Annotated in this window: 22 protein-coding genes and 2 tRNA genes; 11 read left to right on the top strand and 13 right to left on the bottom strand. The window is 65.8% G+C overall.

Annotated features, from left to right (window positions below; genetic code table 11):
* Positions 1-23: 23 nt before the first annotated feature.
* The 9 genes from ychF to ABKS89_RS25475 all read right to left on the bottom strand — a co-directional run bounded on the left by ychF (position 24) and on the right by ABKS89_RS25475 (position 7016).
* Entirely contained in the window at positions 24-1124 is a 1101-nt protein-coding gene (gene ychF / locus ABKS89_RS25515) for a redox-regulated ATPase YchF (RefSeq protein ID WP_192223855.1), read from the bottom strand.
* Between the two features lie 40 nt (positions 1125-1164).
* Positions 1165-1749 (bottom strand): aminoacyl-tRNA hydrolase, encoded by a 585-nt coding sequence (gene pth, locus ABKS89_RS25510; protein WP_081516404.1) that lies wholly within the window; start codon positions 1747-1749, stop codon positions 1165-1167.
* 38 nt (positions 1750-1787) lie between these two features.
* On the bottom strand, positions 1788-2402 hold the full coding sequence (locus tag ABKS89_RS25505) for a 50S ribosomal protein L25/general stress protein Ctc (protein ID WP_348587536.1): 615 nt from the start codon (positions 2400-2402) through the stop codon (positions 1788-1790).
* Between the two features lie 112 nt (positions 2403-2514).
* On the bottom strand, positions 2515-3456 hold the full coding sequence (locus ABKS89_RS25500) for a ribose-phosphate pyrophosphokinase (RefSeq protein ID WP_015478849.1): 942 nt from the start codon (positions 3454-3456) through the stop codon (positions 2515-2517).
* Positions 3457-3508: 52 nt separating this feature from the next.
* Positions 3509-3583 (bottom strand) — tRNA-Gln (locus ABKS89_RS25495).
* Between the two features lie 62 nt (positions 3584-3645).
* Positions 3646-3720, bottom strand: a tRNA-Gln gene (locus ABKS89_RS25490).
* A 31-nt stretch (positions 3721-3751) separates the two neighbouring features.
* Positions 3752-4600: a 4-(cytidine 5'-diphospho)-2-C-methyl-D-erythritol kinase gene (ispE, locus tag ABKS89_RS25485; RefSeq protein ID WP_348587534.1), complete on the bottom strand. Its 849-nt coding sequence runs from the start codon at positions 4598-4600 to the stop codon at positions 3752-3754.
* Between the two features lies 1 nt (position 4601).
* Positions 4602-5246, bottom strand: a complete 645-nt coding sequence (lolB, locus tag ABKS89_RS25480) for a lipoprotein insertase outer membrane protein LolB (RefSeq protein WP_348587532.1) — start codon at positions 5244-5246, stop codon at positions 4602-4604.
* 3 nt (positions 5247-5249) lie between these two features.
* Complete coding sequence (locus tag ABKS89_RS25475; RefSeq protein WP_348587530.1) at positions 5250-7016, bottom strand: tetratricopeptide repeat protein; 1767 nt, start codon at positions 7014-7016, stop codon at positions 5250-5252.
* 145 nt (positions 7017-7161) lie between these two features.
* Between ABKS89_RS25475 and hemA the strand changes: the two genes are divergently transcribed.
* The 7 genes from hemA (at position 7162) to ABKS89_RS25440 (ending at position 13695) form a co-directional block, all read left to right on the top strand.
* Positions 7162-8430, top strand: a complete 1269-nt coding sequence (gene hemA / locus ABKS89_RS25470) for a glutamyl-tRNA reductase (RefSeq protein ID WP_045211202.1) — start codon at positions 7162-7164, stop codon at positions 8428-8430.
* The gene (gene prfA, locus ABKS89_RS25465) at positions 8427-9509 is read left to right on the top strand and encodes a peptide chain release factor 1 (protein WP_138215893.1); all 1083 of its coding nucleotides are present in this window, start codon (positions 8427-8429) and stop codon (positions 9507-9509) included. Before hemA ends, prfA begins: the two co-directional genes overlap by 4 nt.
* Before the next feature lie 30 nt (positions 9510-9539).
* A complete protein-coding gene (gene prmC, locus ABKS89_RS25460) occupies positions 9540-10370 on the top strand; it encodes a peptide chain release factor N(5)-glutamine methyltransferase (protein ID WP_348587529.1) in 831 nt (276 codons plus the stop codon).
* A complete protein-coding gene (locus ABKS89_RS25455; protein WP_348587527.1) occupies positions 10364-11119 on the top strand; it encodes a molybdopterin-synthase adenylyltransferase MoeB in 756 nt (251 codons plus the stop codon). Before prmC ends, ABKS89_RS25455 begins: the two co-directional genes overlap by 7 nt.
* Complete coding sequence (murI, locus tag ABKS89_RS25450; protein ID WP_348587525.1) at positions 11112-11906, top strand: glutamate racemase; 795 nt, start codon at positions 11112-11114, stop codon at positions 11904-11906. Before ABKS89_RS25455 ends, murI begins: the two co-directional genes overlap by 8 nt.
* Positions 11907-12021: 115 nt before the next feature.
* On the top strand, positions 12022-12543 hold the full coding sequence (locus tag ABKS89_RS25445; protein WP_138215897.1) for an acyloxyacyl hydrolase: 522 nt from the start codon (positions 12022-12024) through the stop codon (positions 12541-12543).
* 675 nt (positions 12544-13218) lie between these two features.
* Positions 13219-13695, top strand: a complete 477-nt coding sequence (locus tag ABKS89_RS25440) for a BRO-N domain-containing protein (protein ID WP_348587523.1) — start codon at positions 13219-13221, stop codon at positions 13693-13695.
* A 161-nt stretch (positions 13696-13856) separates the two neighbouring features.
* Here the strand turns inward: ABKS89_RS25440 and phrB are convergent, their stop codons facing one another.
* The 4 genes from phrB to ABKS89_RS25420 form a co-directional block, all read right to left on the bottom strand.
* Entirely contained in the window at positions 13857-15284 is a 1428-nt protein-coding gene (gene phrB / locus ABKS89_RS25435) for a deoxyribodipyrimidine photo-lyase (RefSeq protein ID WP_348587521.1), read from the bottom strand.
* Positions 15281-16231, bottom strand: a complete 951-nt coding sequence (locus tag ABKS89_RS25430) for a MerR family transcriptional regulator (RefSeq protein ID WP_348587519.1) — start codon at positions 16229-16231, stop codon at positions 15281-15283. Before ABKS89_RS25430 ends, phrB begins: the two co-directional genes overlap by 4 nt.
* A 31-nt stretch (positions 16232-16262) precedes the next feature.
* Complete coding sequence (locus ABKS89_RS25425; protein ID WP_348587517.1) at positions 16263-17234, bottom strand: YbgA family protein; 972 nt, start codon at positions 17232-17234, stop codon at positions 16263-16265.
* Positions 17235-17385: 151 nt separating this feature from the next.
* On the bottom strand, positions 17386-18369 hold the full coding sequence (locus tag ABKS89_RS25420) for an NAD(P)/FAD-dependent oxidoreductase (protein ID WP_138215902.1): 984 nt from the start codon (positions 18367-18369) through the stop codon (positions 17386-17388).
* Between the two features lie 275 nt (positions 18370-18644).
* Here ABKS89_RS25420 and ABKS89_RS25415 point away from each other — a divergent pair, with 275 nt between their 5' ends.
* The 4 genes from ABKS89_RS25415 (at position 18645) to ABKS89_RS25400 (ending at position 23662) form a co-directional block, all read left to right on the top strand.
* The gene (locus ABKS89_RS25415; protein WP_348587515.1) at positions 18645-19550 is read left to right on the top strand and encodes a TIGR01777 family oxidoreductase; all 906 of its coding nucleotides are present in this window, start codon (positions 18645-18647) and stop codon (positions 19548-19550) included.
* A 107-nt stretch (positions 19551-19657) separates the two neighbouring features.
* Complete coding sequence (hemH, locus tag ABKS89_RS25410) at positions 19658-20680, top strand: ferrochelatase (protein ID WP_348587513.1); 1023 nt, start codon at positions 19658-19660, stop codon at positions 20678-20680.
* Between the two features lie 392 nt (positions 20681-21072).
* Positions 21073-22443: a spinster family MFS transporter gene (locus ABKS89_RS25405; RefSeq protein ID WP_138215905.1), complete on the top strand. Its 1371-nt coding sequence runs from the start codon at positions 21073-21075 to the stop codon at positions 22441-22443.
* A gap of 103 nt (positions 22444-22546) precedes the next feature.
* Positions 22547-23662 (top strand): hypothetical protein, encoded by a 1116-nt coding sequence (locus ABKS89_RS25400; RefSeq protein ID WP_138215906.1) that lies wholly within the window; start codon positions 22547-22549, stop codon positions 23660-23662.
* Positions 23663-23673 lie beyond the last annotated feature (11 nt).

The following is a 23673-nucleotide window of genomic DNA, read 5'->3' as shown; positions in this document are numbered from 1 at the left end:
GCTTTTTCAGGTCTGGGGCGGGCTTAGACGTTGAAGCGGAAGTGCATCACGTCGCCGTCCTTGACGATGTATTCCTTGCCTTCCAGGCGCCATTTGCCGGCTTCTTTCGCGCCCTGTTCGCCCTTGAACTGGATGAAGTCGTCGTAGGCGACGACTTCGGCGCGGATGAAGCCTTTTTCGAAGTCGGTATGGATCACGGCGGCGGCTTGCGGGGCGGTGGCGCCGACGCGGACGGTCCAGGCGCGGACTTCCTTCACACCGGCGGTGAAGTAGGTCTGCAGGTGCAGCAGTTCGTAGCCGGCGCGGATCACGCGGTTCAGGCCGGGCTCTTCGAGGCCGAGGGATTCGAGGAACATGTCCTTCTCTTCGCCATCGTCGAGCTCGGCGATCTCGGCTTCGATCTTGTTGCACACCGGTACGACCATGGCGCCTTCTTCTTCGGCGATGGCGCGGACGACGTCCAGGTGCGGGTTGTTCTCGAAGCCGTCTTCGGCAACGTTGGCGATGTACATGACCGGCTTGCTGGTCAGCAGGTGGAAGCTGCGGACGAGGCGCTTCTCGTCATCGCCCATGTTCTTCATCAGCGAGCGGGCGGGTTTGCCTTCGCTGAAGTGGGGGATGAGTTTTTCCAGCAGGGCTTTCTGTACCAGGGCGTCCTTGTCGCCGCCCTTGGCGTTGCGCGCGACCTTCTGCAGTTGCTTCTCGCAGCTGTCGAGGTCGGCGAAGATCAGTTCGAGGTCGATGATCTCGATGTCGCGCTTGGGGTCGACACTGTTGGAGACGTGGATGACGTTCTCGTCTTCGAAGCAGCGCACGACGTGGGCGATGGCGTCGGTCTCGCGGATGTTGGCGAGGAACTTGTTGCCCAGGCCTTCACCCTTGGAGGCGCCCGCTACCAGGCCGGCGATGTCGACGAATTCCATGGTGGTCGGGATCACGCGCTCGGGCTTGACGATCTCGGCCAGCGCATCGAGGCGGGCGTCGGGCATCGGTACGATGCCGCTGTTCGGCTCGATGGTGCAGAAGGGGAAGTTTTCCGCCGCAATGCCGGATTTGGTCAGGGCGTTGAACAGGGTGGACTTGCCGACGTTGGGCAGGCCGACGATGCCGCAGTTGAATCCCATGCTAGGTTCCTCGCGCCACGTGGCGGAAATAGAGGTGTGATCAGGCCTTCTGGCTGTGCAGCTTCTGCATCGCGCGGGTCCAGTCCCCGTCGAGCATTTCCGGCAGCACGCCGAGGGCGGAGTCGATGCTGGTGTCGAGCAGTTCCTGCTCGGAGCGCGGGGCGCGGCCGAGGACGAAGCCGGAGACCAGGCTGCTGTGCCCCGGATGGCCGATGCCAAGCCGCAGGCGATGGAAACCGTTCTGGTTGCCGAGTTGGGCGATGATGTCGCGCAGCCCGTTGTGCCCGCCGTGCCCGCCGCCCTTCTTGAGCTTGGCGACGCCGGGAGGCATGTCGAGTTCGTCGTGGGCCACCAGGATGGCTTCGACCGGAATGCGGAAGAATCCGGCGAGCGCCGCCACGGCCTGGCCGCTGCGGTTCATGTAGGTGGTGGGGATGAGCAGACGAACGTCGCGGCCCTTGTGGCTGAACTTGCCGACCAGGCCGAAATACTTCTTGTCGAGAGACAGGTTCGCGCGTTGCGCGTCCGCCAGTCGCTCAACGAAAAGGGCCCCCGCGTTATGCCGGGTCTGGTCGTATTCCGGGCCTGGATTTCCCAGGCCAACGATCAGTTGTACGGCAGTCACGACGGGGGCCCCTTCCTTAAAGGCAATGGTGCGCGCGATTACTCGGCAGCAGCTTCGCCTTCACCTTCTTCTTTCACTACGCGGGAAGCGTGGATGTTGGCGACGGCCAGGTCGTTACCGTGGGCCAGTTGCACCAGCTCTACGCCTTTCGGCAGTTTCAGGTCGGACAGGTGAACGATCTGGCCCAGGGCTACCTGAGCGAGGTCGACTTCGATGAATTCCGGCAGGTCTTTCGGCAGGCAGGAAACTTCGACTTCGGAGATCACGTGGGAGATCTCGCCGCCACCGGTCTTGACGCCAACAGCGGTAGCTTCGTTCAGGAAGTGCAGGGGAACGTGAGCGGACAGCTTCTGGTCGGCAACGACGCGCTGGAAGTCAGCGTGCATGACGAAACCCTTGGACGGGTGACGCTGCAGGGCCTTGATCAGTACGGTTTCCTTGGCGGAACCGACGTTCAGGGTGATCACGTGGCTGAAGGCAGCCTCGTTTTCCAGCAGCTTGGATACTTCACGCAGCTCCAGGGTCAGGGATTGCGGGGCTTTCTCGCCACCGTAAACCACAGCCGGGATCAGGCCTTCGTTACGACGCAGGCGGCGGCTCGCACCTTTCCCCAGGTCGGAACGCTCTTGAGCATTGAGTACAAAATCAACCATTTCACTATCTCCAAAATGACAAGATCGCCCGGACGCTTGCGACCAGCGTTCGGGCGATTTTGCTAATGCCCCATCGACGCGACGGGGCGCTTTACGTCAGCTCTGTCCCGCCTTAGCGGAACATGGCGCTGATCGATTCTTCGTTGCTGATGCGGCGCATGGCTTCAGCGACAACCGGAGCGATGTCCAGTTGGCGGATGCGGCCACAGGCTTGCGCAGCAGCGGACAGCGGGATGGTGTTGGTCACCACCAGCTCGTCCAGTACGGAATTCTCGATGTTCTCGATCGCACGGCCGGACAGCACCGGGTGGGTGCAGTAGGCGATGACCTTGGCGGCGCCGTGCTCTTTCAGAGCCTTGGCGGCGTGGCCGAGGGTGCCAGCGGTATCGACCATGTCGTCGACCAGTACGCAGGTACGGCCTTCGACATCACCGATGATGTGCATGACTTCGGACTGGTTGGCCTTCGGACGACGCTTGTCGATGATGGCCAGGTCGACGCCCAGGGACTTGGCGACGGCGCGAGCACGCACCACACCACCGATGTCCGGGGAGACGATCATCAGGTTCTCGAAGCGCTGGTCTTCGATGTCGTCGACCAGTACGGGCGAGCCGTAGATGTTGTCGACGGGGATATCGAAGAAGCCCTGAATCTGGTCGGCGTGCAGGTCAACGGTGAGAACGCGGTTGACGCCTACGACGGTCAGCATGTCGGCAACGACTTTGGCGCTGATGGCCACGCGAGCGGAACGCGGACGGCGATCCTGGCGGGCGTAACCGAAGTAGGGGATGACTGCCGTGATACGAGTCGCCGAGGAGCGGCGGAAGGCATCGGCCATCACTACCAGTTCCATCAGGTTGTCGTTGGTCGGTGCGCAGGTCGGTTGAATCAGGAAGACGTCCTTACCACGAACGTTTTCGTTGATCTCAACGCTGATCTCGCCGTCGGAGAATTTACCGACAGAAACGTCACCGAGGGGGATGTGCAGCTGCCGTACGACACGGCGTGCCAGATCGGGGTTGGCGTTCCCCGTGAAAACCATCATTTTGGACACGCTGCGGTACCTGTGTCGGCTTGAGGGTAGGCCCGGTTGAGCCAGAAGAAAATGGCAGGGGCGGCTGGATTCGAACCAACGCATGGCAGGATCAAAACCTGCTGCCTTACCGCTTGGCGACGCCCCTGTAGCTTACAACTTGCGGAGCAATGTGTTCGTTGACGCTGTACGTTGAACCCTGTGGGTTAATGGCAGGGGCGGCTGGATTCGAACCAACGCATGGCAGGATCAAAACCTGCTGCCTTACCGCTTGGCGACGCCCCTGTATCGTACAACCGATTACATTGCTTTCTTCTCAGTCCAGGTTTTGCAGCTTGCGGTGCAACATCGAGATGTTACGGCCCTGGGCAACAAAACTCGGCAGAGTGGCCGGAAGTTGGCGGCGAACTTTATCAGCATCGCCCTTGTTTGGGAAGCTCCCAAACACACAAGCTCCGGTGCCGGTCAATCTCGCTTGGGTAAATTTACCTAGCTGGATCAGTGCGTTACGTACATCCGGGTAACGCTTCTCGACGACCGGCTGGCAGTCGTTATGACCGTCCACCCCGAGAAGGCTGCGAACTTTAATGGGCGGAGTATCCCGTGTCAACTCGGGATCGGAGAAAACTTCTGCTGTGGAGACAAAGACTTGCGGCACGATGACGAGGAACCAGGGTTCGTCGAGTTCCACCGGCGTGAGTTGCTCGCCGACGCCTTCGGCAAACGCCGCGCGGCCGCGCACGAATACCGGGACGTCTGCGCCCAGGCTCAGGCCCAGTGCGGCGAGTCGGTCTTCGCTCCAGTTCAGCTGCCACAGGTGATTCAGCGCGAGCAGGGTGGTGGCTGCGTCGGAACTGCCGCCGCCGATGCCGCCGCCCATGGGCAGGCGCTTGTCCAGCCAGATGTCGGCGCCCAGCTGGCAGCTCGATTGTTCCTGCAGCCGGCGGGCGGCCTTGACGATCAGGTTGCTGTCGTGGGGAACGCCGTCGATCTCGGTATTCAGGCGGATTTCGCCATCTTCGCGAGCAGCGAATTGCAGTTCGTCGCCGTGGTCGAGGAACTGGAAGAGGGTCTGCAGCTCGTGGTAGCCGTCGGCTCGACGGCCGGTGATGTGCAGGAACAGGTTGAGCTTGGCCGGTGCCGGCAGGGTCAGGCGGTCCTGCATGTCACTGCGGGTCCGCTTTGTTCGACTGGCCTGCGCCCAATTGACGCGGTTGCCAGGTCTTCACCACCAGGGTGACGTCCAGATCCTGGCCGTGCAGCTTCAGGCGCTCAGGCAGCCAATAGCCGTTCTGCTCGCTGTAGCGGGTGTATTCCACGTCCCAACCGTCCTGCTGCAATTTGGCCAGGCGGCTGTCGCTGTCCAGGGTCAGGCGGCTCTTGCTGTCCGGCGCGGGCAGGCCACGAATCCACCAGAGCAGGTGGGAAACCGGCAGGCGCCAGCCCATCTGCTGTTCCAGCAGTTCTTCGGGGGAGGCAGCCTCAAAGCGGCCCTGGCCGGCGACTTCGAGGGTTACGGCACCTTCACGCCCGGTCAGGCGCGCGGCGCCCCGGCCGAGTGGGCCGGACAGGCGGATGTCGTAGTAGTCCTGGCGTTGCAGCCAGAACAGGGTGCCGCTGCCGGAGTCCTTGGGTGCGCGGATGCCGACCTTGCCGTCGATCTGCCAGCCGTCGAGGGTGGCGATGCGCGCCTTGTGGGCGTTCCAGGCGGTGGCGTTGCCCTGGCCTTCCAGGGCTTCGTGGGTGCCGAAGCTGGAGCAGCCGGCGAGCAAGGCAAGCGCGGCTGCGCCGATCAGGTGACGTAAACGCATAAATCAGAGGGTTCCGGAGCCGGTCAGGCGCAGCATGGTGTCGCGCAGGACGGCGCTGTCAGGCTGGCTTTGCAGGGCGGCGGCCCAGACCTTGCGGGCTTCGCTCTGCTTGCCCTGGGCCCAGAGCACTTCGCCCAGGTGCGCGGCCACTTCGTGGTCGGGGAAGCGTTCCAGCGCCTTGCGCAGGTAGGTTTCCGCTTCGCTGAGGTTGCCCAGGCGGTAATTCACCCAGCCCAGGCTGTCGAGGATCGCGGGGTCGTCCGGGTTCAGCGAGTGGGCCTTCTGGATCAGGTCGCGGGCTTCGCTGTAGCGGGTGGTGCGGTCGGCCAGGGTGTAGCCCAGCGCGTTGAGCGCCATGGCGTTGTCCGGCTCGCGCTGGATGATCAGCCGCAGGTCCTGCTCCATCTGCGCCAGGTCGTTGCGTTTCTCGGCGAGCATGGAGCGGGTGTAGAGCAGGTTGAGGTCGTCCGGGAACTGCTTGAGGCCTTGCTGGATGATGTTCCAGGCGCGGTCCACCTGGTCGCGGTTGGACAGGCCTTCGGCTTCGATCAGGTACAGCTGGATGGCGTAGTCCGGCTGGCGGTCGCGGGTTTCGGCGAGACGGCGCGAGGCGTCGTCGTAGCGCTTCTGGTCCAGCAGGATCTCGGTGGAACGCAGCTGGGCCGGGAGGAAGTCGTTGCCCGGGCCGACGAGGGCGTATTCCTTGAGCGCGGTTTCCGGGTCCTTCTGCTCCTCGGCCAGGCGGCCCAGGTTGAAGTGGGCGGAGTCGACGTGGCTGTCGCGCTCGACCAGTTCCTGCAGGTAGACCTTGGCCTCGTCCCAGGCCTGGGCTTCGAGGCAGACCAGCGCGAGGGAGAAGCGCAGGTCGTCGTCGTCGGGGAATTGCTCGACCAGTGCGGAGAACTCGGCCTTGGCGTCTTCCAGGCGGTTCTGCTCCACCAGCAGGCGGGCGTAGGCGAGGTGGACGCGCTTGTCGTCCGGGTGTTCCTTGATGCCGGCCTTGAGCAGCGGCAGTGCTTCGTCGCTGCGCTTCATGCTCTGCAGCAGGCGGGCGCGCAGCAGCAGCGGGGCGACGTCGTGCTTGCTGGCGGAGTTGTCTTCGAGCAGGTGCAGGGCTTCCTGCGGGCGGCCGTCCTGCTGCAGCAGCAGGGCCTTGCCGAACAGCAGCTGGCCGTTGTCGGGGTACTTCTTCAGCAGGCGGTCGAAGCTCTGCAGCAGGCCGGCGCGGGTATCCGGGTCGGTCTCGGCGGCGGACAGCGCTAGGAAGTCGAAGTGGGTGTCGCCCTGGCCGTTGAGGACTTTTTCCATGTAGATCATGGATTCGTCGTACTGGCCGGTGCGTGCCAGCTGGATGGCAGCGGCGCGCTGGGCATCGAGGTTGTCCGGTGCGGCTTTGGCCCAGATCAGCGAGGTGTCCAGGGCTTCCTGGTCTGCGCCCAGGTACTCGGCGATGCGGAAGGCGCGTTCGGCGACACCCGGATCACGGGTTTCCCTGGCCTGCTCGACGTAGTTGGCGAGGGCGATGTCGAAGCGGTTGCGCTGGCCGGCGAGCTCGGCGGTGAGCAGCGAGAACATCGTGTCTTCGCTGAAGGAGCCGTACTTCTGATTCTTCTGAGCAGCCGCGGCCTTGTCCTTCTCCACGGAAGCACTGTCGGAATTTTTCTGTGTAAGAGACTGGCAGCCGCCGAGCAGCAGCAGAGCAGTCAGCAGCGCAAGAGACTTGTTCATAGAGGAAGGACGAGGGCCTGACCTGCGAAATGGGACCATCATGACATAAGGAAAGTGCCAATCCCATGGGCAAGCGCCGCTGACGGGCCTGTATACGATTTGCAGTGTGCGATACGTCGCGGGTGGTTGTCCTTCACAAGGCTAAGTAGGACAATTGCGGGCTTTCCGATCAGCTCAGCGACTCTGCATGGCCTTCATTGCCCTCGGCATCAACCACAAGACCGCGTCCGTGGCCGTCCGCGAGCGCGTGGCTTTTACTCCCGAGCAGATGGTCGAGGCTCTGCAGCTGCTGTGCAGGCTGACTTCCAGCCGCGAAGCCGCGATCCTCTCCACCTGCAACCGCAGCGAACTCTACCTGGAGATCGAGCATCCGGACGCCGGCGACGTGCTGGCCTGGCTGGCCGATTACCACAACCTGGGGATCGACGACCTGCGCGCCTGCGCCTACGTCCACCAGGACGAGGAAGCCGTGCGCCATATGATGCGTGTCGCCGCAGGCCTGGATTCCATGGTGCTGGGCGAGCCGCAGATCCTCGGGCAGATGAAGTCTGCCTACGCCGTCGCCCGCGAGGCGGGCACAGTCGGCCCAATGCTCGGTCGCCTGTTCCAGGCCACCTTCAGCACCGCGAAGACCGTGCGTACCGATACCGCCATCGGCGAGAACCCGGTGTCCGTGGCTTTCGCCGCGGTCAGCCTGGCCCGGCAGATATTCAGCGACCTGAGCCGCAGCCAGGCTCTGCTGATCGGCGCCGGCGAGACCATCACCCTGGTCGCCCGCCACCTGCACGAGCAGGGCGTGAAGCGCATCGTGGTCGCCAACCGCACCCTGGAGCGCGCCAGCCTGCTGGCCGAGCAGTTCGGCGCCCGCGCCATCCTGCTGGCGGACATGCCGGACGAGCTGGTCAACAGTGACATCGTCATCAGTTCCACTGCCAGCCAGTTGCCGATCCTGGGCAAGGGCGCGGTGGAGCGCGCGCTCAAACAGCGCCGCCACAAGCCGATGTTCATGGTCGATATCGCCGTGCCGCGCGACATCGAGCCGGAAGTCGGCGAGCTGGAAGACGTCTACCTCTATAGCGTCGACGACCTCCATGAAGTGGTGGCCGAAAACCTCAAGAGCCGCCAGGGCGCCGCCCAGGCCGCCGAGGAGCTGGTGGGAGATGGCGTGCACGAATTCATGCTGCGTCTGCGCGAGCTGGCTGCAGTCGATGTGCTGCGCGCCTACCGCCAGCAGGCCGAGCGCCTGCGCGACGAGGAAACCCAGAAGGCCCAGCGCCTGCTGGCCAACGGCGCCGACCCGATGGAAGTCATCGCCCAGCTCAGCCGTGGCCTGACCAACAAATTGCTGCACGCCCCCAGCGTGCAGATGAAGAAACTCTCCGCCGAAGGCCGCATCGATGCGCTGGCCGTCGCGCAGGAACTGTTCGCCCTCGAGGAGGGCACTGACAAGCGATGAAAGCTTCCCTCCTGAAAAAGCTGGATATCCTCAGCGACCGCTATGAAGAGCTGACCGCTCTGCTGGGCGACGCCGAGGTGATCAGCGACCAGACCAAGTTCCGCGCCTACTCCCGTGAATACGCGGAAGTGGAGCCGGTCATCCTTGCTTTCCGCGAGTTCCGCAAGGTGCAGTCCGACCTCGAAGGCGCCCAGGCGCTGCTCAAGGACAGCGACCCGGACCTGCGCGAGATGGCCGAGGAGGAAGTCGCCGAGGCGAAGACCGCGCTGGTCGGCCTGGAGGATCGCCTGCAGCGCATGCTGCTGCCCAAGGACCCCAACGACGGCCGCAACGTCTTCCTGGAGATCCGCGCCGGCACCGGTGGCGACGAAGCCGCGATCTTCTCCGGCGACCTGTTCCGCATGTACTCGCGCTACGCCGAGAAGCAGGGCTGGCGCGTGGAGATCATGTCCGAGAACGAGGGCGAGCACGGCGGCTATAAGGAAGTCATCGCCCGCGTGGAAGGCGAGAGCGTCTACGCCAAGCTCAAGTTCGAATCCGGCGCCCACCGCGTGCAGCGCGTGCCGGCCACCGAATCCCAGGGCCGCATCCACACCTCGGCGTGCACCGTGGCGGTGCTGCCCGAGCCGGACGAACAGGCGGCCATCGAGATCAACCCGGCCGACCTGCGCGTGGACACCTACCGTTCCTCCGGCGCTGGCGGCCAGCACGTGAACAAGACCGACTCGGCGGTGCGCATCACGCACATCCCGTCGGGCATCGTGGTCGAGTGCCAGGAAGAGCGCTCGCAACACAAGAATCGCGCCAAGGCCATGGCCTGGCTCGCGGCCAAGCTCAACGACCAGCAGCAGTCCGCGGCTCAGCAGGCGATCGCCAGCACGCGCAAGCTACTGGTCGGTTCGGGGGACCGCTCCGAACGCATCCGCACCTACAATTTCCCCCAGGGCCGGGTGACCGACCACCGCATCAACCTCACCCTGTATTCCCTGGGTGAAGTCATGGAAGGCGCAGTGGAGCAGGTCATCGAGCCGCTGCTGCAAGAGTTCCAGGCCGACCAGTTGGCCGCGCTCGGCGATTGAGATAGCGGGCGACTGAGAGAGCGACAGACCATGGCAACCATCATGACCCTGCTCAACGAGGCGCAACTGCCGGACTCGCCCAGCGCGCGCCTGGATGCCGAGCTGCTGCTCGCCGCCGCGTTGGGCAAACCGCGCAGCTTCCTGCGGACCTGGCCCGAGCGCGTGGTCAGCCGCGAGGCCCACGATCTCTATGACCGCTACCTGGCCCGCCGCGTGGCCGGCGAGCCGGTGGCCTACATCCTCGGTCGCCAGGGCTTCTGGAGCCTGGACCTGGAAGTCGCGCCGCACACCCTGATTCCGCGCCCGGACACCGAGCTGCTGGTGGAGACCGCGCTGGCGCTGCTGCCGGCCTCGCCATCGCGGGTGCTCGACCTGGGCACCGGCACCGGCGCCATCGCCCTGGCCCTGGCGTGCGAACGCCTGAGCTGGCAGGTACTGGGTGTCGACCGCATTCCCGAGGCCGTGGCCCTGGCCGAGCGCAACCGCGAGCGCCTGCGCCTGGCCAACGTCGCCTTCCGCGCCAGCCACTGGTTCTCCACGGTAGAGGGCGAACGCTTCGCGCTGATCGTCAGCAACCCGCCCTACATTCCCAGCACCGACCCGCACCTCAAGCAGGGCGATGTGCGCTTCGAGCCCTCGAGTGCGCTGGTCTCCGGGCAGGACGGGCTGGACGATATCCGCCTGATCATCGACCAGGCGCCGAACCACCTGGAAAACGGCGGCTGGCTGATGCTCGAACATGGCTTCGACCAGCCTGATGCCGTGCGCGACCTGCTGCTCAGCCGTGGCTTCAGCGCGGTGGAAAGCCGTCGCGACCTCGGCGGTCACGAGCGCATCAGCCTGGGGCGCTGGACATGCTGACCGACAACGAACTGCTGCGTTACAGCCGGCAGATCCTCCTGCCGCAGATTGACGTGGACGGCCAGCTGCGCCTGAAGGACAGCCGCGTGCTGATCGTCGGCCTCGGCGGCCTCGGCGCCCCGGTGGCGCTGTACCTGGCTGCGGCCGGCGTCGGCGAGCTGCACCTGGCGGACTTCGACACGGTCGACCTGACCAACCTGCAGCGGCAGATCATCCACGGTACCGACAGCGTCGGCGTGGGCAAGGTGGACTCCGCCATCGCCCGCCTGACCGCGCTGAACCCGGACGTGAAGCTGGTCGCCCATCGCCAGGCGCTGGACGTTGACTCCCTCGACGCCGCCGTGGCGGGCGTCGATCTGGTTCTGGATTGCTGCGACAACTTCGGCACCCGCGAAGCGGTGAACGCCGCCTGCGTCGCCGCGCAGAAACCGCTGGTGAGTGGCGCGGCCATTCGCCTGGAAGGGCAGCTCTCGGTGTTCGACCCGCGCCGCGAGGAAAGCCCGTGCTACCACTGCCTCTACGGCCATGGCAGCGAAGCCGAACTGACCTGCAGCGAGGCCGGCGTGGTCGGCCCGCTGGTGGGCCTGGTGGGCAGCCTGCAGGCGCTTGAAGCATTGAAGCTGCTGGCCGGCTTCGGCGAGCCGCTGGTGGGCCGCCTGCTGCTGATCGATGCCCTCGGCACGCGCTTCCGCGAGCTGCGGGTCAAGCGCGATCCGCAATGCGCCGTGTGCGGAGCCGCGCATGGCTGATGCCGCGCCGATCGGCGTGTTCGATTCCGGTGTGGGCGGCCTCAGCGTCCTCCACGAAATCCGGGCGCGGCTTCCCCACGAATCCCTGATCTACCTCGCCGACTGCGGCCACGTGCCCTACGGCGAAAAGACCCCCGAGTACATTCGCGCGCGCTGCCGTGCCATCGCCGAATTCCTCCTGTCCCGTGGCGCCAAGGCACTGGTGCTGGCCTGCAATACCGCCACGGCCGCTGCCGCTGCGGACCTGCGCGAGCTGTACCCGCAACTGCCCATCGTCGCCATGGAGCCGGCCGTGAAGCCAGCGGCCGAAGCGACCCGCAGTGGCGTGGTCGGCGTGCTCGCCACAACCGGCACGCTGAAGAGCGCACGCTTCGCCGCACTGCTGGATCGTTTCGCCAGCGACGTGCGGGTCATCACCCAGCCCTGCCCGGGGCTGGTGGAACGCATCGAACTGGGCGACCTCAGCGGCCCGCAAACCCGCGAACTGCTGCAAGGTTACGTCTCGCCATTGATGGCCGAGGGCTGCGACACGCTGATCCTCGGCTGCACGCATTACCCTTTCCTGCGTCCGCTGTTGCGTGAGCTGGTGCCGGCGGACGTTTCGCTGATCGACACCGGGGCCGCTGTGGCCCGGCAGCTCGAACGTCTGTTGCAGGTACGGGGGATGCTGGCGCTGGGGGAGGCGAAAAAAACTGAGCTATGGACCAGCGGTGCAGTCGAAGGACTTGAACGCGTACTGCCGGTGCTTTGGGGCGCCGAAGAGTCCGTCAGTTTCTTTCCTGGCTGAGAGAAAAATAGCTAGCTACCCACTTTGGTCTGTCAGCAAGTGCTGACAAATGGCCTTATAATCGCTAGTTATTCGCGGGGATTTTTCATTCAGCTTTCTAATAAAGGATGTTTCGATGAAGAAACTACTCTCGCTTGCCGCCATGGCAGCTTTGACTCTGGGGCACTTGGTCTCCGCACAGGCCGCCGGCCTGACAGGCGCCGTTGGCGTCACCGGGCAGAACACCATGACCTACCGCCTGGGCCTGGGTTTCGACTGGGACAAGAGCTGGTGGGAAAGCTCCACGGGGCGCCTGACCGGCTACTGGGACGCCGGCTACACCTACTGGGAAGGTGGTGACGAGGCCAGCGGCCGTCATTCGCTGTCCTTCAGCCCCGTGTTCGTCTACGAATTCTCTGGCGAGAAGGTCAAACCCTTTGTCGAAGCCGGTATCGGCGTGGCCGTGTTCAGCGGCTCCCGCGCCGGCGACCAGGACCTGGGCGGCGCCTTCAACTTCGAGGATCGCCTGGGCGTCGGCCTGCGCTTCGGCGAAGGCCAGGCACTGGGTGTGCGCGCCATGCACTACTCCAACGCCGGCATTAGCCAGCCGAACGATGGCATCGAATCCTACAGCCTCTATTACACGCATCCGCTGTAACAGCGCGCTGACAAAGAAAGCCGGGCCCAGGGCCCGGCTTTTTTGTGCGCGACATGAATAGCTGAGGGCGGCTCCTGCGCCCCCAAAAGGCACCGGAGTTAATCGGTAACTCCGTAGGGCGCATAACGCACCAGCGTTATCCGCCGTGACCTAACCGGCGGATAACCCGTTCCGGGTTATGCGCCCTACGGTTTGTCGCACACCGCCCAACGCGGTGCCTTCCTGTAGGAGCGGGCCATGCCCGCGATCGCGCGCATGGCGCGCTCCTACAGGGGAACATCGGCGCAGGGTTTTTCGCGCGGAAAGGCCCGACGGCCTCGCAGTTCCTGAAGGCCAGAGCGTCAAACGGGGAAAGCCGCTGCGGGATGCTTGGGAAGGCCCCTACACTCCCGCGGCGTTGCGGTCCTACGAGCCCAGTGCTTAGCGTTTCGCCCTGCCACAGCGTCATCGTGGCCAGGTGTGGAAACCTGAACATTTGACAGTAATCGCGTCATGGCTGGGCAGTCCGGTACCTCGGTACCGGATTCGCTTTGCTCTCCATGGCGGGCCGTGTGAGGCGGGCTTCTGCCCGACCGGCTGTCGCTGTCTAATGTCCGGTTTCCACCCTTGCACGGTCCGCCTCCCTCCTTCGGCAGTTTCGGGCGGCGGCTTCTTGAGCGTACAAGGAGCGACAGCATGAACCTTTCGATTTCCCCGGCCGATGACGGCCTGATCCCGACCCTGTTCGTCCGCTACAACCGGCAACTGCGCGCCCTGCTGATCGAGCAGCAGGCGTGGTTCGTCGTGCGTGACCTGAGCAAGCTGATCAACCGCCCCGTCGAAGCCCATCTCATCGGCCGGCTGGACCACGACCAGTCCCGCCGCGAGCGCCTTGCCGACAGTCCCGAGCCGGAACTGCTGGTCAGCGAGAGCGGCCTCTACGCCCTGCTGCTGATCTACTGCCACCACCCGGAAAACCGCAGCTTGCGCCAATGGCTGACCAACGACGTGGTGCCCGTCCTGCGCGATTTGTCCAACCACGACGTCCGATTGCCACGTCGGCGCATGCAGCACCTGCTGGGCGAGTCGCTGCCGGTGATGGATTGGCAAGGCAACCTCTGGCTGCGCTGGCGAGATGCCGTGGGCCTGCTGGAAAACCATCTGCACGTCTGAGCTGCCGTCCTACGGGCTGACACCGGATTCAACCTGTAACTTTGTAGGGCGGATAACGCGCCAGCGTTATCCGCCGCGGGGCATGCGGCGGATAACCCGTTCCGGGTTATTCGCCCTACGGGCGGAGTCCCACCGCGATCGCGCGCATGGCGCGCTCAGCTTCAGCGGCTGGCGGAGAGGCTCTTGAATGCTTCCAGCGCCCGTTCCCGTGTGGCCGACAGGTCGCACATCGGCTGTGGATAACGTTCCGCGCCGAACAGCCCGAGCTTCGACGGATCGTGCATCGCCCGGCCCTGCAGCCCGGCCAGTTCCGGCACCCAGCGGCGGATGAAGCGGCCGTCCGGGTCGAAGCGTTCGGACTGCGAGATCGGGTTGAAGATGCGGAAGTAGGGCGCCGCGTCGGTGCCGGTGGAGGCGCTCCACTGCCAGCCGCCGTTGTTCGCCGCCAGGTCGCCGTCGATCAGGTGGCGCATGAACCAGCGTTCGCCCTCGCGCCAGTCGATCAGCAGGTTCTTGGTGAGGAACATCGCCACCACCATGCGCAGGCGGTTGTGCATCCAGCCGGTGGCGAGCAACTGGCGCATGGCGGCGTCGATGATGGGGAAGCCGGTGTGGCCCTGCTGCCAGTCCTCCAGGTCCTTCTGGTCGTAGCGCCACTTCAGCTTCTCGGTGTCCTCGCGGAACGCCCGGTGCCGGCTCACGCGCGGGAAGCCGACGAGGATGTGCTTGTAGAACTCGCGCCAGAGCAGCTCGTTGATCCAGCTGACCGCGCCGCTGTTGCCGGTCTCGAACTCGCCGTGGTTGTTCGCCAGCGCCGCGTGCAGGCACTGCCGGGGCGACAGCACGCCGGCGGCCAGGTACGGCGAGAGGCGGCTGGTACCGTCGCGGGCGGGGAGGTCGCGGGTGTCCTGGTAGGTCTTGAGGATTTCGTCGGTGAACAGCTCCACGCGCTCGTGGGCGGCTTCCTCGCCGGCGGGCCATTCCTCGCTCAGCTCGGCGGGCGGCGGCTCGAAGCCCGCAACTTGCGAGGGCACCTCGTCGCTGGCGATATCCAGCTCCTGCTGCGCGCGGGGCGCCGGCACGAGGCTGGGCACGCCGAGATTCAGGCGTTCGTAGCAGACCTTGCGGAACTGGCTGTAGACCTGGAAGTAGGTGCCGCCCTTGGTGAGTATGGTGCCGGGGGTGAAGAACAGCTGGTCGAGGTGGCTGCGCAGGCGGATGCCGTCTTGCTCCAGCGCCTGCTCGACGGCGGCGTCGCGGGCGGCTTCGTTGACGCCGTACTCCTCGTTGACGTGCAGCGTCTCGATGTCCAGCTCACGGCAGAGCTGGGCGATGACGGTCGGCGCCTCGTCCCAGTGGTCCGCCGTGCGGATCAGCAGTGGGATGTGCAGCTTGTCGAGGCCGATGCGCAATTCACGCAGGTTACGCAGCCAGAAGTCGACCTTGCACGGGGCGTCATCGTGACGCTGCCACTGGCCGGGGCTGAGCAGGTAGAGGGCGATTACCGGGCCGCGCTCGGCGGCGGCGTGCAGGGCGCTGTTGTCGCGCAGGCGCAGGTCGCTGCGCAGCCAGACGAGTTGGCGTTTCATGCGGCCTCTCCGTTGAGCAGGTGCAGTTCGCGCAACAGTTCGAACGCGGCGACCGGATCGCTGGCCAGGTGCAGCGGCGGTTCGGCGATGGCCAGTTCCTGCAGGGCATCGGGGTGGATGGCAGTGGCGGGCCCGGCCAGCAGGCGCGGGCAGTCGACGCCGGCCAGCAGCCGGGGCAACTGCAACAGGTTCAGCGTGCGGCTGGAATAGAGCAGCACGGCGCGCGGTTGCAGGCGTTCCACCGCCAGGGCCAGTTCACCGGGCGGCAAGGGCCAGTCGAAGATTTCCAGTGGGCAGCCGGCACTGCTGGCCAGCCAGGCGGTGAGCCACAGGCCCGGCTCCAGCGGCAGGCCGGACTGGTTCACCAGCAGCAGCGGGGCGCCGCGCTGCTGGCGGTTGTGGTGGTAGAGGCGGGTGCCGAACTTGGTGCGCAGCCAGGTGTGGAAGAACACCCGCTCCAGCTGCGCGCCGAACTGCCCCTGCCAGCGCAGTTCCAGCTCCTCCAGCAGCGGCAGCATCAGTTGCTCGCAGAGCGTCTGCGCGGGGTAGATCGCCAGCGCGCCGTTGAACAACTCGTCCAGCTGGCGCTCGTTGATCCGGCCGATGGCGGCGACGCACTGCTGGCGCAGGTCGTCCCACGGCGAGGCGTTAGCTTCCGTTGGCGCTGGCGCGTTTTCATCGAGCAGTGCGCGGATCTTGCTGACCGCCACGCCCCGGCCGAGCCAGGTGAGGATGGCCTGGATGCGGGCGATCTGTGCTTCGGAATAGAGGCGGTGGCCCTTGGGCGTGCGCTGCGGCACGACCAGGCCGTAGCGGCGCTCCCAGGCGCGCAGGGTGACCGGGTTGACGCCGGTGCGCCGGGAGACTTCGCGGATCGGCAGCCAGCCTTCGGCCAGGGCCTGACGGTAGTCGTCGTCCGATTCGCGGTGAGGGTGATCGGGATTCATGGGCATCCTTTCAGTACGTCTGACGGCTACGTCAGATGGCATTGCGCAGGCTCAGGTCTTCGGGGTGCGGTTGCAGGTAGGCCTGGGCATCGATGTAGGGGTGTGGGTGCAGACGGAAGTGGTGCTTGAGCAGTGTCAGCGGCACCACCAGCGGGATCACGCCTTCGCGGTACTGGTCGATCAGGTGCTGCATCTCGGCCTTCTCGGTCGAGGGCAGGTCGTGCTTGAGATAACCGGCCAGGTGCTGCAGCACGTTGCTGTGGGTGCCGCGGGTGGCGCAGGTGCCCAGCGCCTGCATGAAGTCGCGGAAATAGTCCGGGGCGAAGTCTTCCAGCGGTTGCTCGCCGATCTTCGCCAGACGCTGGCCGAGGGCGCTGTACTGGCGCGGGTTGTGCGCCATCAGCTGGTACTTGTAGCGGGAGTGGAAGCCGATCACCGCGTGGCGTGTCAGGCCTTCCTCGCAAAGCCGTTGCCAGGCTGCGTAGGCGAACACGCGGGTGAGGAAGTTCTCGCGGATCACCGGGTCGTTGAGCCGGCCTTCCTCTTCCACCGGCAGTTCCGGTCGCGCGGCGCAGAAGGCTTCCGCGTAGAGCCCGCGCACGCCCGGCGGACGCAGCTGGCCGTCGAAGCGATAGAGCTTCACCCGCTGCAGGCCGCAGGAGGGCGACTGCTGCATGAAGATGTAGCCGCAGATGTCTGGCAGCCGCCCGGCTTGCTGGCGGCCGAAATCGCGCAGGGCTTCGCTGACATCGCGGCCGCCTTCGCGCTGGATCAGGGCCCGCGGGTCATCGCGGTCGCCGACCAGACGCAGGGTCGGCCGCGGCACGCCGAGGCCGATGGCGACTTCCGGGCACACCGGGATGAAGTCGAAGTGGCGGCTGAGGACGTCCAGGCACAGGCGCGAGGCCTTGTGTCCGCCGTTGTAGCGCACCGGCTCGCCCAGCAGGCAGGCGCTGATGGCGAGCTGGGGGCGCGAGGGGCTGGTGGGCTTGGCGGTGGACATGGCGGCAACCGATTACTTGTACAGGTGAGTTTATTTGTACAACTATCGGCAAGGATAGGCTCAGGCTTGTACAAGTGCAAAGACCTGTACAAGGAGAGGGACGAGCGCGGGGACTCGACGGCCATCTCCGCAGGGAGATGGCCGTGGTCGGTCAGAGGTGTTCGAGCAGGCGGCGGGCGGCTTCCAGGCCGCTCAGCCAGGCGCCTTCGACGCGGCCGGAGAGGCACCAGTCGCCGCAGGCATAGATGCCCAGGTCTGCGTCGGCGAGCGCGCCGAACTGGTGCGCCTCCATGGGCCGGGCGTAGAGCCAGCGGTGGGCGAGGGCGAAGTCGGGGGCGTGGACGGCGCAGCCGATCAGCTCGGCGAAGGCGCCGCGCAGGTGCTCGATCACGCTTTCCTTGGGCAGGTCGATGTGCTGCTTGCTCCAGCCGCTGGCGGCGTGCAATACCCAGGTGTCGAGTTGCTCGTCACGGCCCGGCTTGGAGTGGTTGCTGGCCAGCCAGGACAGCGGGCCCTCGTGCACGAAACAGCCCTGCACGGGGGTATCCAGCGGTTCGCGGAAGGCCAGGGCCACGGCCCAGGTCGGCTCCATGGGAATGCTTGCGGCGGCGGCGGCCAGCTTCGGCGCACTGGCCAGCAGCGCGGCGGCCTGTGGCGCCGGCGTGGCGACCAGCACGCGGCTGAAGGGGCCGTGGGTCTGGCCCTCGGAGTCCTGCAGGTGCCAGTGCTCCTCGCCGCGGTAGACCTCGGTGATGCGGCAGGTGAAGGTGACGACCTGATCCTGCAGCAGCGCACGGGTGATCGCACTCATGCGCGGGGTGCCGACCCAGCGCGGCTGCTCGTCGGGGGAGGGGCTCAGTTCACCGTCGCGGTACTGGTAGAGGGCCGGGTCCCATTCGGCGACCCAGCCGTGCTCGCGCCACTTCTGTACGGCGTCGAGGAAGCGCCGGTCGCGGGCGGTAAAGTACTGCGCGCCGAGGTCCAGGGCGCCGGCTTCGCTGCGCTTGCTGGCCATCCGGCCGCCGCTGCCGTGGCCCTTGTCGAACAGCTGGACGACTTGTCCGGCGCCCTGCAAGGCGTGGGCGGCCGAGAGTCCGGCGATACCGGTGCCAATGATGGCAATGGGGGCGCTCATGACATGCCTCGTAGTCTGTGTCTTTCAGCGTAACGAGCGGGAGGCTCTTGTACAAACGAAACTATCTGTACAATTGCATTTCAGCTGTCCGCGCTCGTCAACGATAGGAGTCCGATCATCGGAACCTTCGGCGCCGCATCGGTTCATTCAGGAATGAGCCCGGCTTTGGTTCCGGCACTTACAGCGTAGACCTCGCCGTAGAGGGAGTGTCAATGCAATCGCCTCCCTCTCGTCCAGACTGATGGAAGGTGGAACAGCCCAACAAGGAGTTCACCATGCATATTCTCTTGACCGGCGGCACCGGCCTGATCGGCCGCCGCCTCTGCCGCCGGTGGAGCGCCGAAGGGCACCAGCTCACCGTGCTGAGCCGCCAGCCGCAGCGCGTCGCCTCGTTGTGCGGCGAGACGGTGCGCGGCATCGCCGACTTCGAGTCCTTCGGAGACGGGCCGCTGGATGCGGTGGTCAACCTGGCCGGCGAGCCCATCGCCGACAAGCCCTGGAGCGCCCGGCGCAAGGCTCTACTGTGGGACAGCCGGGTGCGCCTGACCGAGCGCCTGGTGAGCTGGCTGGAGGGGCGCAGCCAGCGCCCGGCGGTACTGATCAACGGCTCGGCGGTCGGCTGGTATGGCGACGCCGGCGAGCGTCCGCTGGAAGAGAACAGCGCGGCGGCCGGCGAGGATTTTGCCAGCGAGCTGTGCCTGGCCTGGGAACAGATCGCCCGCGAGGCCGAGGCGCTGGGTATCCGCGTGGTGCTGGTGCGTACCGGTCTGGTGCTGGCGCCCGAGGGCGGTTTCCTCAAGCGCATGCTGCCGCCGTTCCGCCTGGGTGCCGGCGGGCGGCTGGGGGATGGCCGGCAGTGGATGTCCTGGGTGCATATCGAAGATCAGATCGCCCTGATCGATTTTCTTTTGTGCAAGGCGGACGCGGCCGGTCCTTATAATGCGTGCGCGCCGCAGCCGGTGCGCAACCGCGACTTCACCCAGGAGCTGGGCCAGGCGCTGCACCGGCCGACGCTGATGCCGGTGCCGGGCTTTGCCCTGCGTCTGCTGCTGGGCGAGATGTCGACCCTGTTGCTGGGCGGCCAGCGCATCGTGCCGCGCCGCCTGCTGGATGCTGGCTTCGAGTTCCGCTTCGCGGAATTCAAGGCAGCGCTGGCCGACGTGCTTCAGGAGAAGCGCTGAGCCCTGCGACATCGGCAACAGCCCTGGAACATCTGGATAGCACGGGCTGCGTGTAAACTGCGCAGCCCGCACGACGACCTCGTGCCGTACTGGTTTAAGGACACTGCATGACCCAAAACGCCCTCCTGCTGGTCAACCTGGGATCACCGGCCTCCACCCAGGTCGAGGACGTGCGCCGCTACCTCGATCAGTTCCTCATGGACCCCTATGTGATCGACCTGCCCTGGCCGATCCGCCGGCTGCTGGTGTCGCTGGTGCTGCGCAAGCGCCCGGAGGAATCCGCCCACGCCTACGCGTCGATCTGGTGGGACGAGGGTTCGCCGCTGGTGGTGCTGAGCCGCCGCCTGCAGGAGGCCGTGAAACCGTTCTGGCCGCACGGCCCGGTGGAGCTGGGCATGCGCTATGGCGAACCGTCGATCGAGAAGGCGCTGCTGCGCCTGAGCCAGCAGGGCATTACCCAGGTCACCTTCGCGCCGCTCTACCCGCAGTTCGCCGACAGCACCACCACCACCGCCATCGAGGAAGCTCGCCGGGTGATGCGCGAGCACAACCTCAAGCTGGAGCTGAAGGTGCTGCCGCCGTTCTACGCCGAGCCCGAGTACCGCCAGGCGCTGTTGGACAGCGTGAAGCCGTATCTGGAGCAACCCTATGACCACCTGCTGCTGAGCTTCCACGGCCTGCCTGAATCGCACATCCGCAAGCTGGTGAAGGACAAGCGCCACGACCTCACCGCCAGCTCCAGCCGGGGCGTGCACGAGGACGTCATGGCCGTCTGTTACCGCAGCCAGTGCCTGCGCACGGCGGAGGATTTCGCCGCTGGCGCCGGTCTGCAGGATGGGTGCTGGTCGGTTTCCTTCCAGTCGCGCCTGGGCCGCAACAAGTGGATCGAGCCCTACACCGAGGCGCAGCTGGACAAGCTCGGCAAGCAGGGCGTGAAGCGCCTGCTGGTGATGTGCCCGGCCTTCGTCGCCGACTGCATCGAGACGCTGGAAGAGATCGGCCAGCGCGGCCAGGAGCAGTTCCGCGCGGCGGGCGGCGAGGAGCTGGTGCTGGTGCCTTGCCTGAACGACCAGGAACTGTGGGCGCGGGCGCTGGCGAAGCTTTGTGAGCGGATGCCTGCTGCGATCTGACGGGACGCAGGCACAGGGGCTTCCCCTCACCCTAACCCTCTCCCGGAGGGAGAGGGGACCGTTCGGTGCAGGTTGGCGCCGCGACGTCAGCCGGCATGATCTGCCCTCTGTCTCCGGGATAAGGCAAGTCATGTAGGGCGCATAACGCCTCAAGCGTTATCCGCCTTGGCGGATAAAGCGTTCCGCGATATGCGCCCTACAGGGAAGATCTGCTCTCCTACCGGTGGAGACGGCGAAACCCTCCATCCAATCCCTGACCACCCATTCATCAGCCAACGGCCGACGCGCGCATTCAGAGATTTGATAGTGCGCGCGCGACGCGTTCGCAATGCCTACTCTGCGGGTTCTCCCCTTCGCCTTCGCCGCGATTGGCGGCGTTTCAGGAGCCCGGCATGAACAACAACAATAACGGCTACCCCTCCAGTGCCGTGGCCTGGTCCACGGTCGCGATCCTCATGGTCGCCTACGTGCTTTCCTTCATCGACCGACAGATTCTCAACCTGCTGGTCGGCCCCATCCGCCGCGATCTGGAGATCAGCGACACGCAGATGAGCCTGCTGATGGGCCTGTCCTTTGCGCTGTTCTACACGCTGTGCGGCATCCCCCTCGGGCGCATGGCCGACAGCCGCAGCCGCCGCGGGCTGATTACCGTCGGCGTGCTGATCTGGAGCGCCATGACCGCTGCCTGCGGCCTGGCCCGCCAGTACTGGCACTTCCTGCTGTTCCGCGTCGGCGTCGGCGTGGGCGAGGCGGCACTGTCGCCGGCCGCCTACTCGCTGATCGCCGACAGCTTCCCGGCCCAGCGCCGCGCCACCGCCATCAGCGTCTATTCCATGGGCATCTACCTTGGCTCGGGGCTGGCCTTCCTGCTCGGCGGCCTGGTGATCAAGTTCGCTTCCGCCCAGGGCGACGTGCACCTGCCGGTCCTCGGTGAAGTGCGTCCGTGGCAGCTGATCTTCCTGATTCTCGGCGCCGCCGGCGTGCTCTTCACCCTGCTGATGCTCGCGGTGAAGGAGCCGACCCGCCGTGGCGTCGGCGCCGGCGTGGTGGTGCCGATGAGCGAAGTGGGCGCTTACCTGCGCGCCAACCGCAAGACCGTGCTCTGCCACAACTTCGGCTTCGCCTGCATCTCCTTCGCCAGCTACGGCAGCGGCGCCTGGGTGCCGACCTTCTTCGTCCGCACCTACGGCTGGGATGCCGGCCACGTGGGCGTGGTGTACGGCAGCATCGTCGCCGTGTTCGGCTGCCTGGGCATCGTCTGCGGCGGCCGCCTGGCCGACTACTGGTCCAAGCGCGGGCGCACCGATGCCAACATGCGCGTGGGCCTGCTGGCCGCCTGCCTGGCGATCCCGCTGAGCCTGGTCTATCCGCTGCTGGACAGCGGCAACGCGGCGGCAGCGATGATGGCGCCCATCGTGTTCTTCCTCAGCATGCCCTTCGGCGTCGCCCCGGCGGCGATCCAGGAAATCATGCCCAACTCCATGCGCGGCCAGGCCTCGGCCATCTACCTGTTCGTGGTCACGCTGCTGGGCCTGGGCATCGGCCCGACCGCCATCGCCCTGGTGACCGACTACGGGTTCGGCGACGACATGGCGCTGCGCTATTCGCTGCTGATCGTCAGCGTCGTGGCACTGGTCGCGGGTGCCTTGCTGCTGGCCAATGGTCTGAAGCCGTACCGTGCGAGCCTCGAGCACCTGAAGAGCTGGAGCCTGAAAGGCGAAAGCGACAGCGACAGCGGCGCGATGCAACGCCAGCCGGCCTGATCGTTCTTCCGCGAGATCGAGCCCCCGCGCAGTGATGCGCGGGGGCTTTTCTTTGGCCGTGGCACAATGCAGCGGAACACCGAATCGAGGAGATATTTCCAGCATGGAAGGAAAGGGCACAGGTGCATGGCTGGCAGGCCTCGCGGCGCTGGCCCTGAGTGTTTCGGCAGCGGCGGGCGAACCCTGGGTGGCATTCACGCAGAACGACCTCATCGGCTTCAAGGATGCCCAGGGCAGCGTGAAGGTTGCGCCGACGCTCAGCCCGATGTTCACCCTGGCCCGACGCTTCGAGCACATCATCGCCGCCGGCGAGGAAACCGCCGACGGTTACCGCAACTACTACCTGCTGCGCGATGGCCGCCAGGTGGCGCCGGATTCGCTGTACTTCTTCGACAATGCACCGATCTGCGAGAGCGAAAACAGCATCCGCTTCCGTGACCGCCAGCGTGACAAGGTCGGCTTCCTCGACGGCAATGGCCAGGTGCTGATCCCGGCCGAGCTGAGCGACGCGACGGCCATGCGCAACGGCATGGTCGTGGCGCTGAAGGCTGCCACGCGCAGCTGCGCCGATCCGGGGGTGAGCCTGGAGCAGTGTGAGCACAAGGGCTGGAGCGGCGGCACGGAGCTGCTGCTCGACCGCCACGGCACGACGCTGGTGCAAGGCTTCGATGCTTCCCGCGCCGAGGCGCTGGACTGGTTCTCCAAGCAGGTGAGCGAGCAAGCTTCCAGCGACCCGCGCCGCGTGTCCTTCAAAGCGGTCGACGGTCGCTACATCAGCTTCGTCGACATCGAGAGGGACTTCGCCATCTGGTTCCGCGACGAGTTCCTCGCGCATCTGGATGACGCTTCGCTGAAAGCCCACAGCGACTCCCGAATCTGGAGTGGACAGGGCGGCGAGCCGCTGGATGACTGGCAGGCCGCGACGCCGGATGAGGTACTGCAAAAGCACGGTCCGGCGCTGCGCAAGCGGCTGGAGGCCCTGCGAAGTTCCGCCGGCTACGGCGTTCGCCAGGGCGACATGGGCTGGCCCTTCGACCCCGAGCGCGACCCGCAGTACTTCGACAGCTGCGGCGAGTTCGCCCAGTGGCAGACGCCCAGGGTGTCGGCCATGGAACATTGGCAGCAGGGTTCGTTCGAGCCGGCCAAGCATGCCAGCTTCGATTTCATTCGCACCGCCGAGGGGTATCGGCTGGTGGCGTTTTCTATCCCCGGGCAGTGACGGCTACCTGT

The sequence above is a fragment of the Pseudomonas sp. LABIM340 genome, from assembly GCF_040017195.2.
Taxonomy (GTDB): domain Bacteria; phylum Pseudomonadota; class Gammaproteobacteria; order Pseudomonadales; family Pseudomonadaceae; genus Pseudomonas.
Note: the sequence above shows the minus strand (reverse complement) of the source record. Positions and strands in the feature narration are given on the sequence as shown.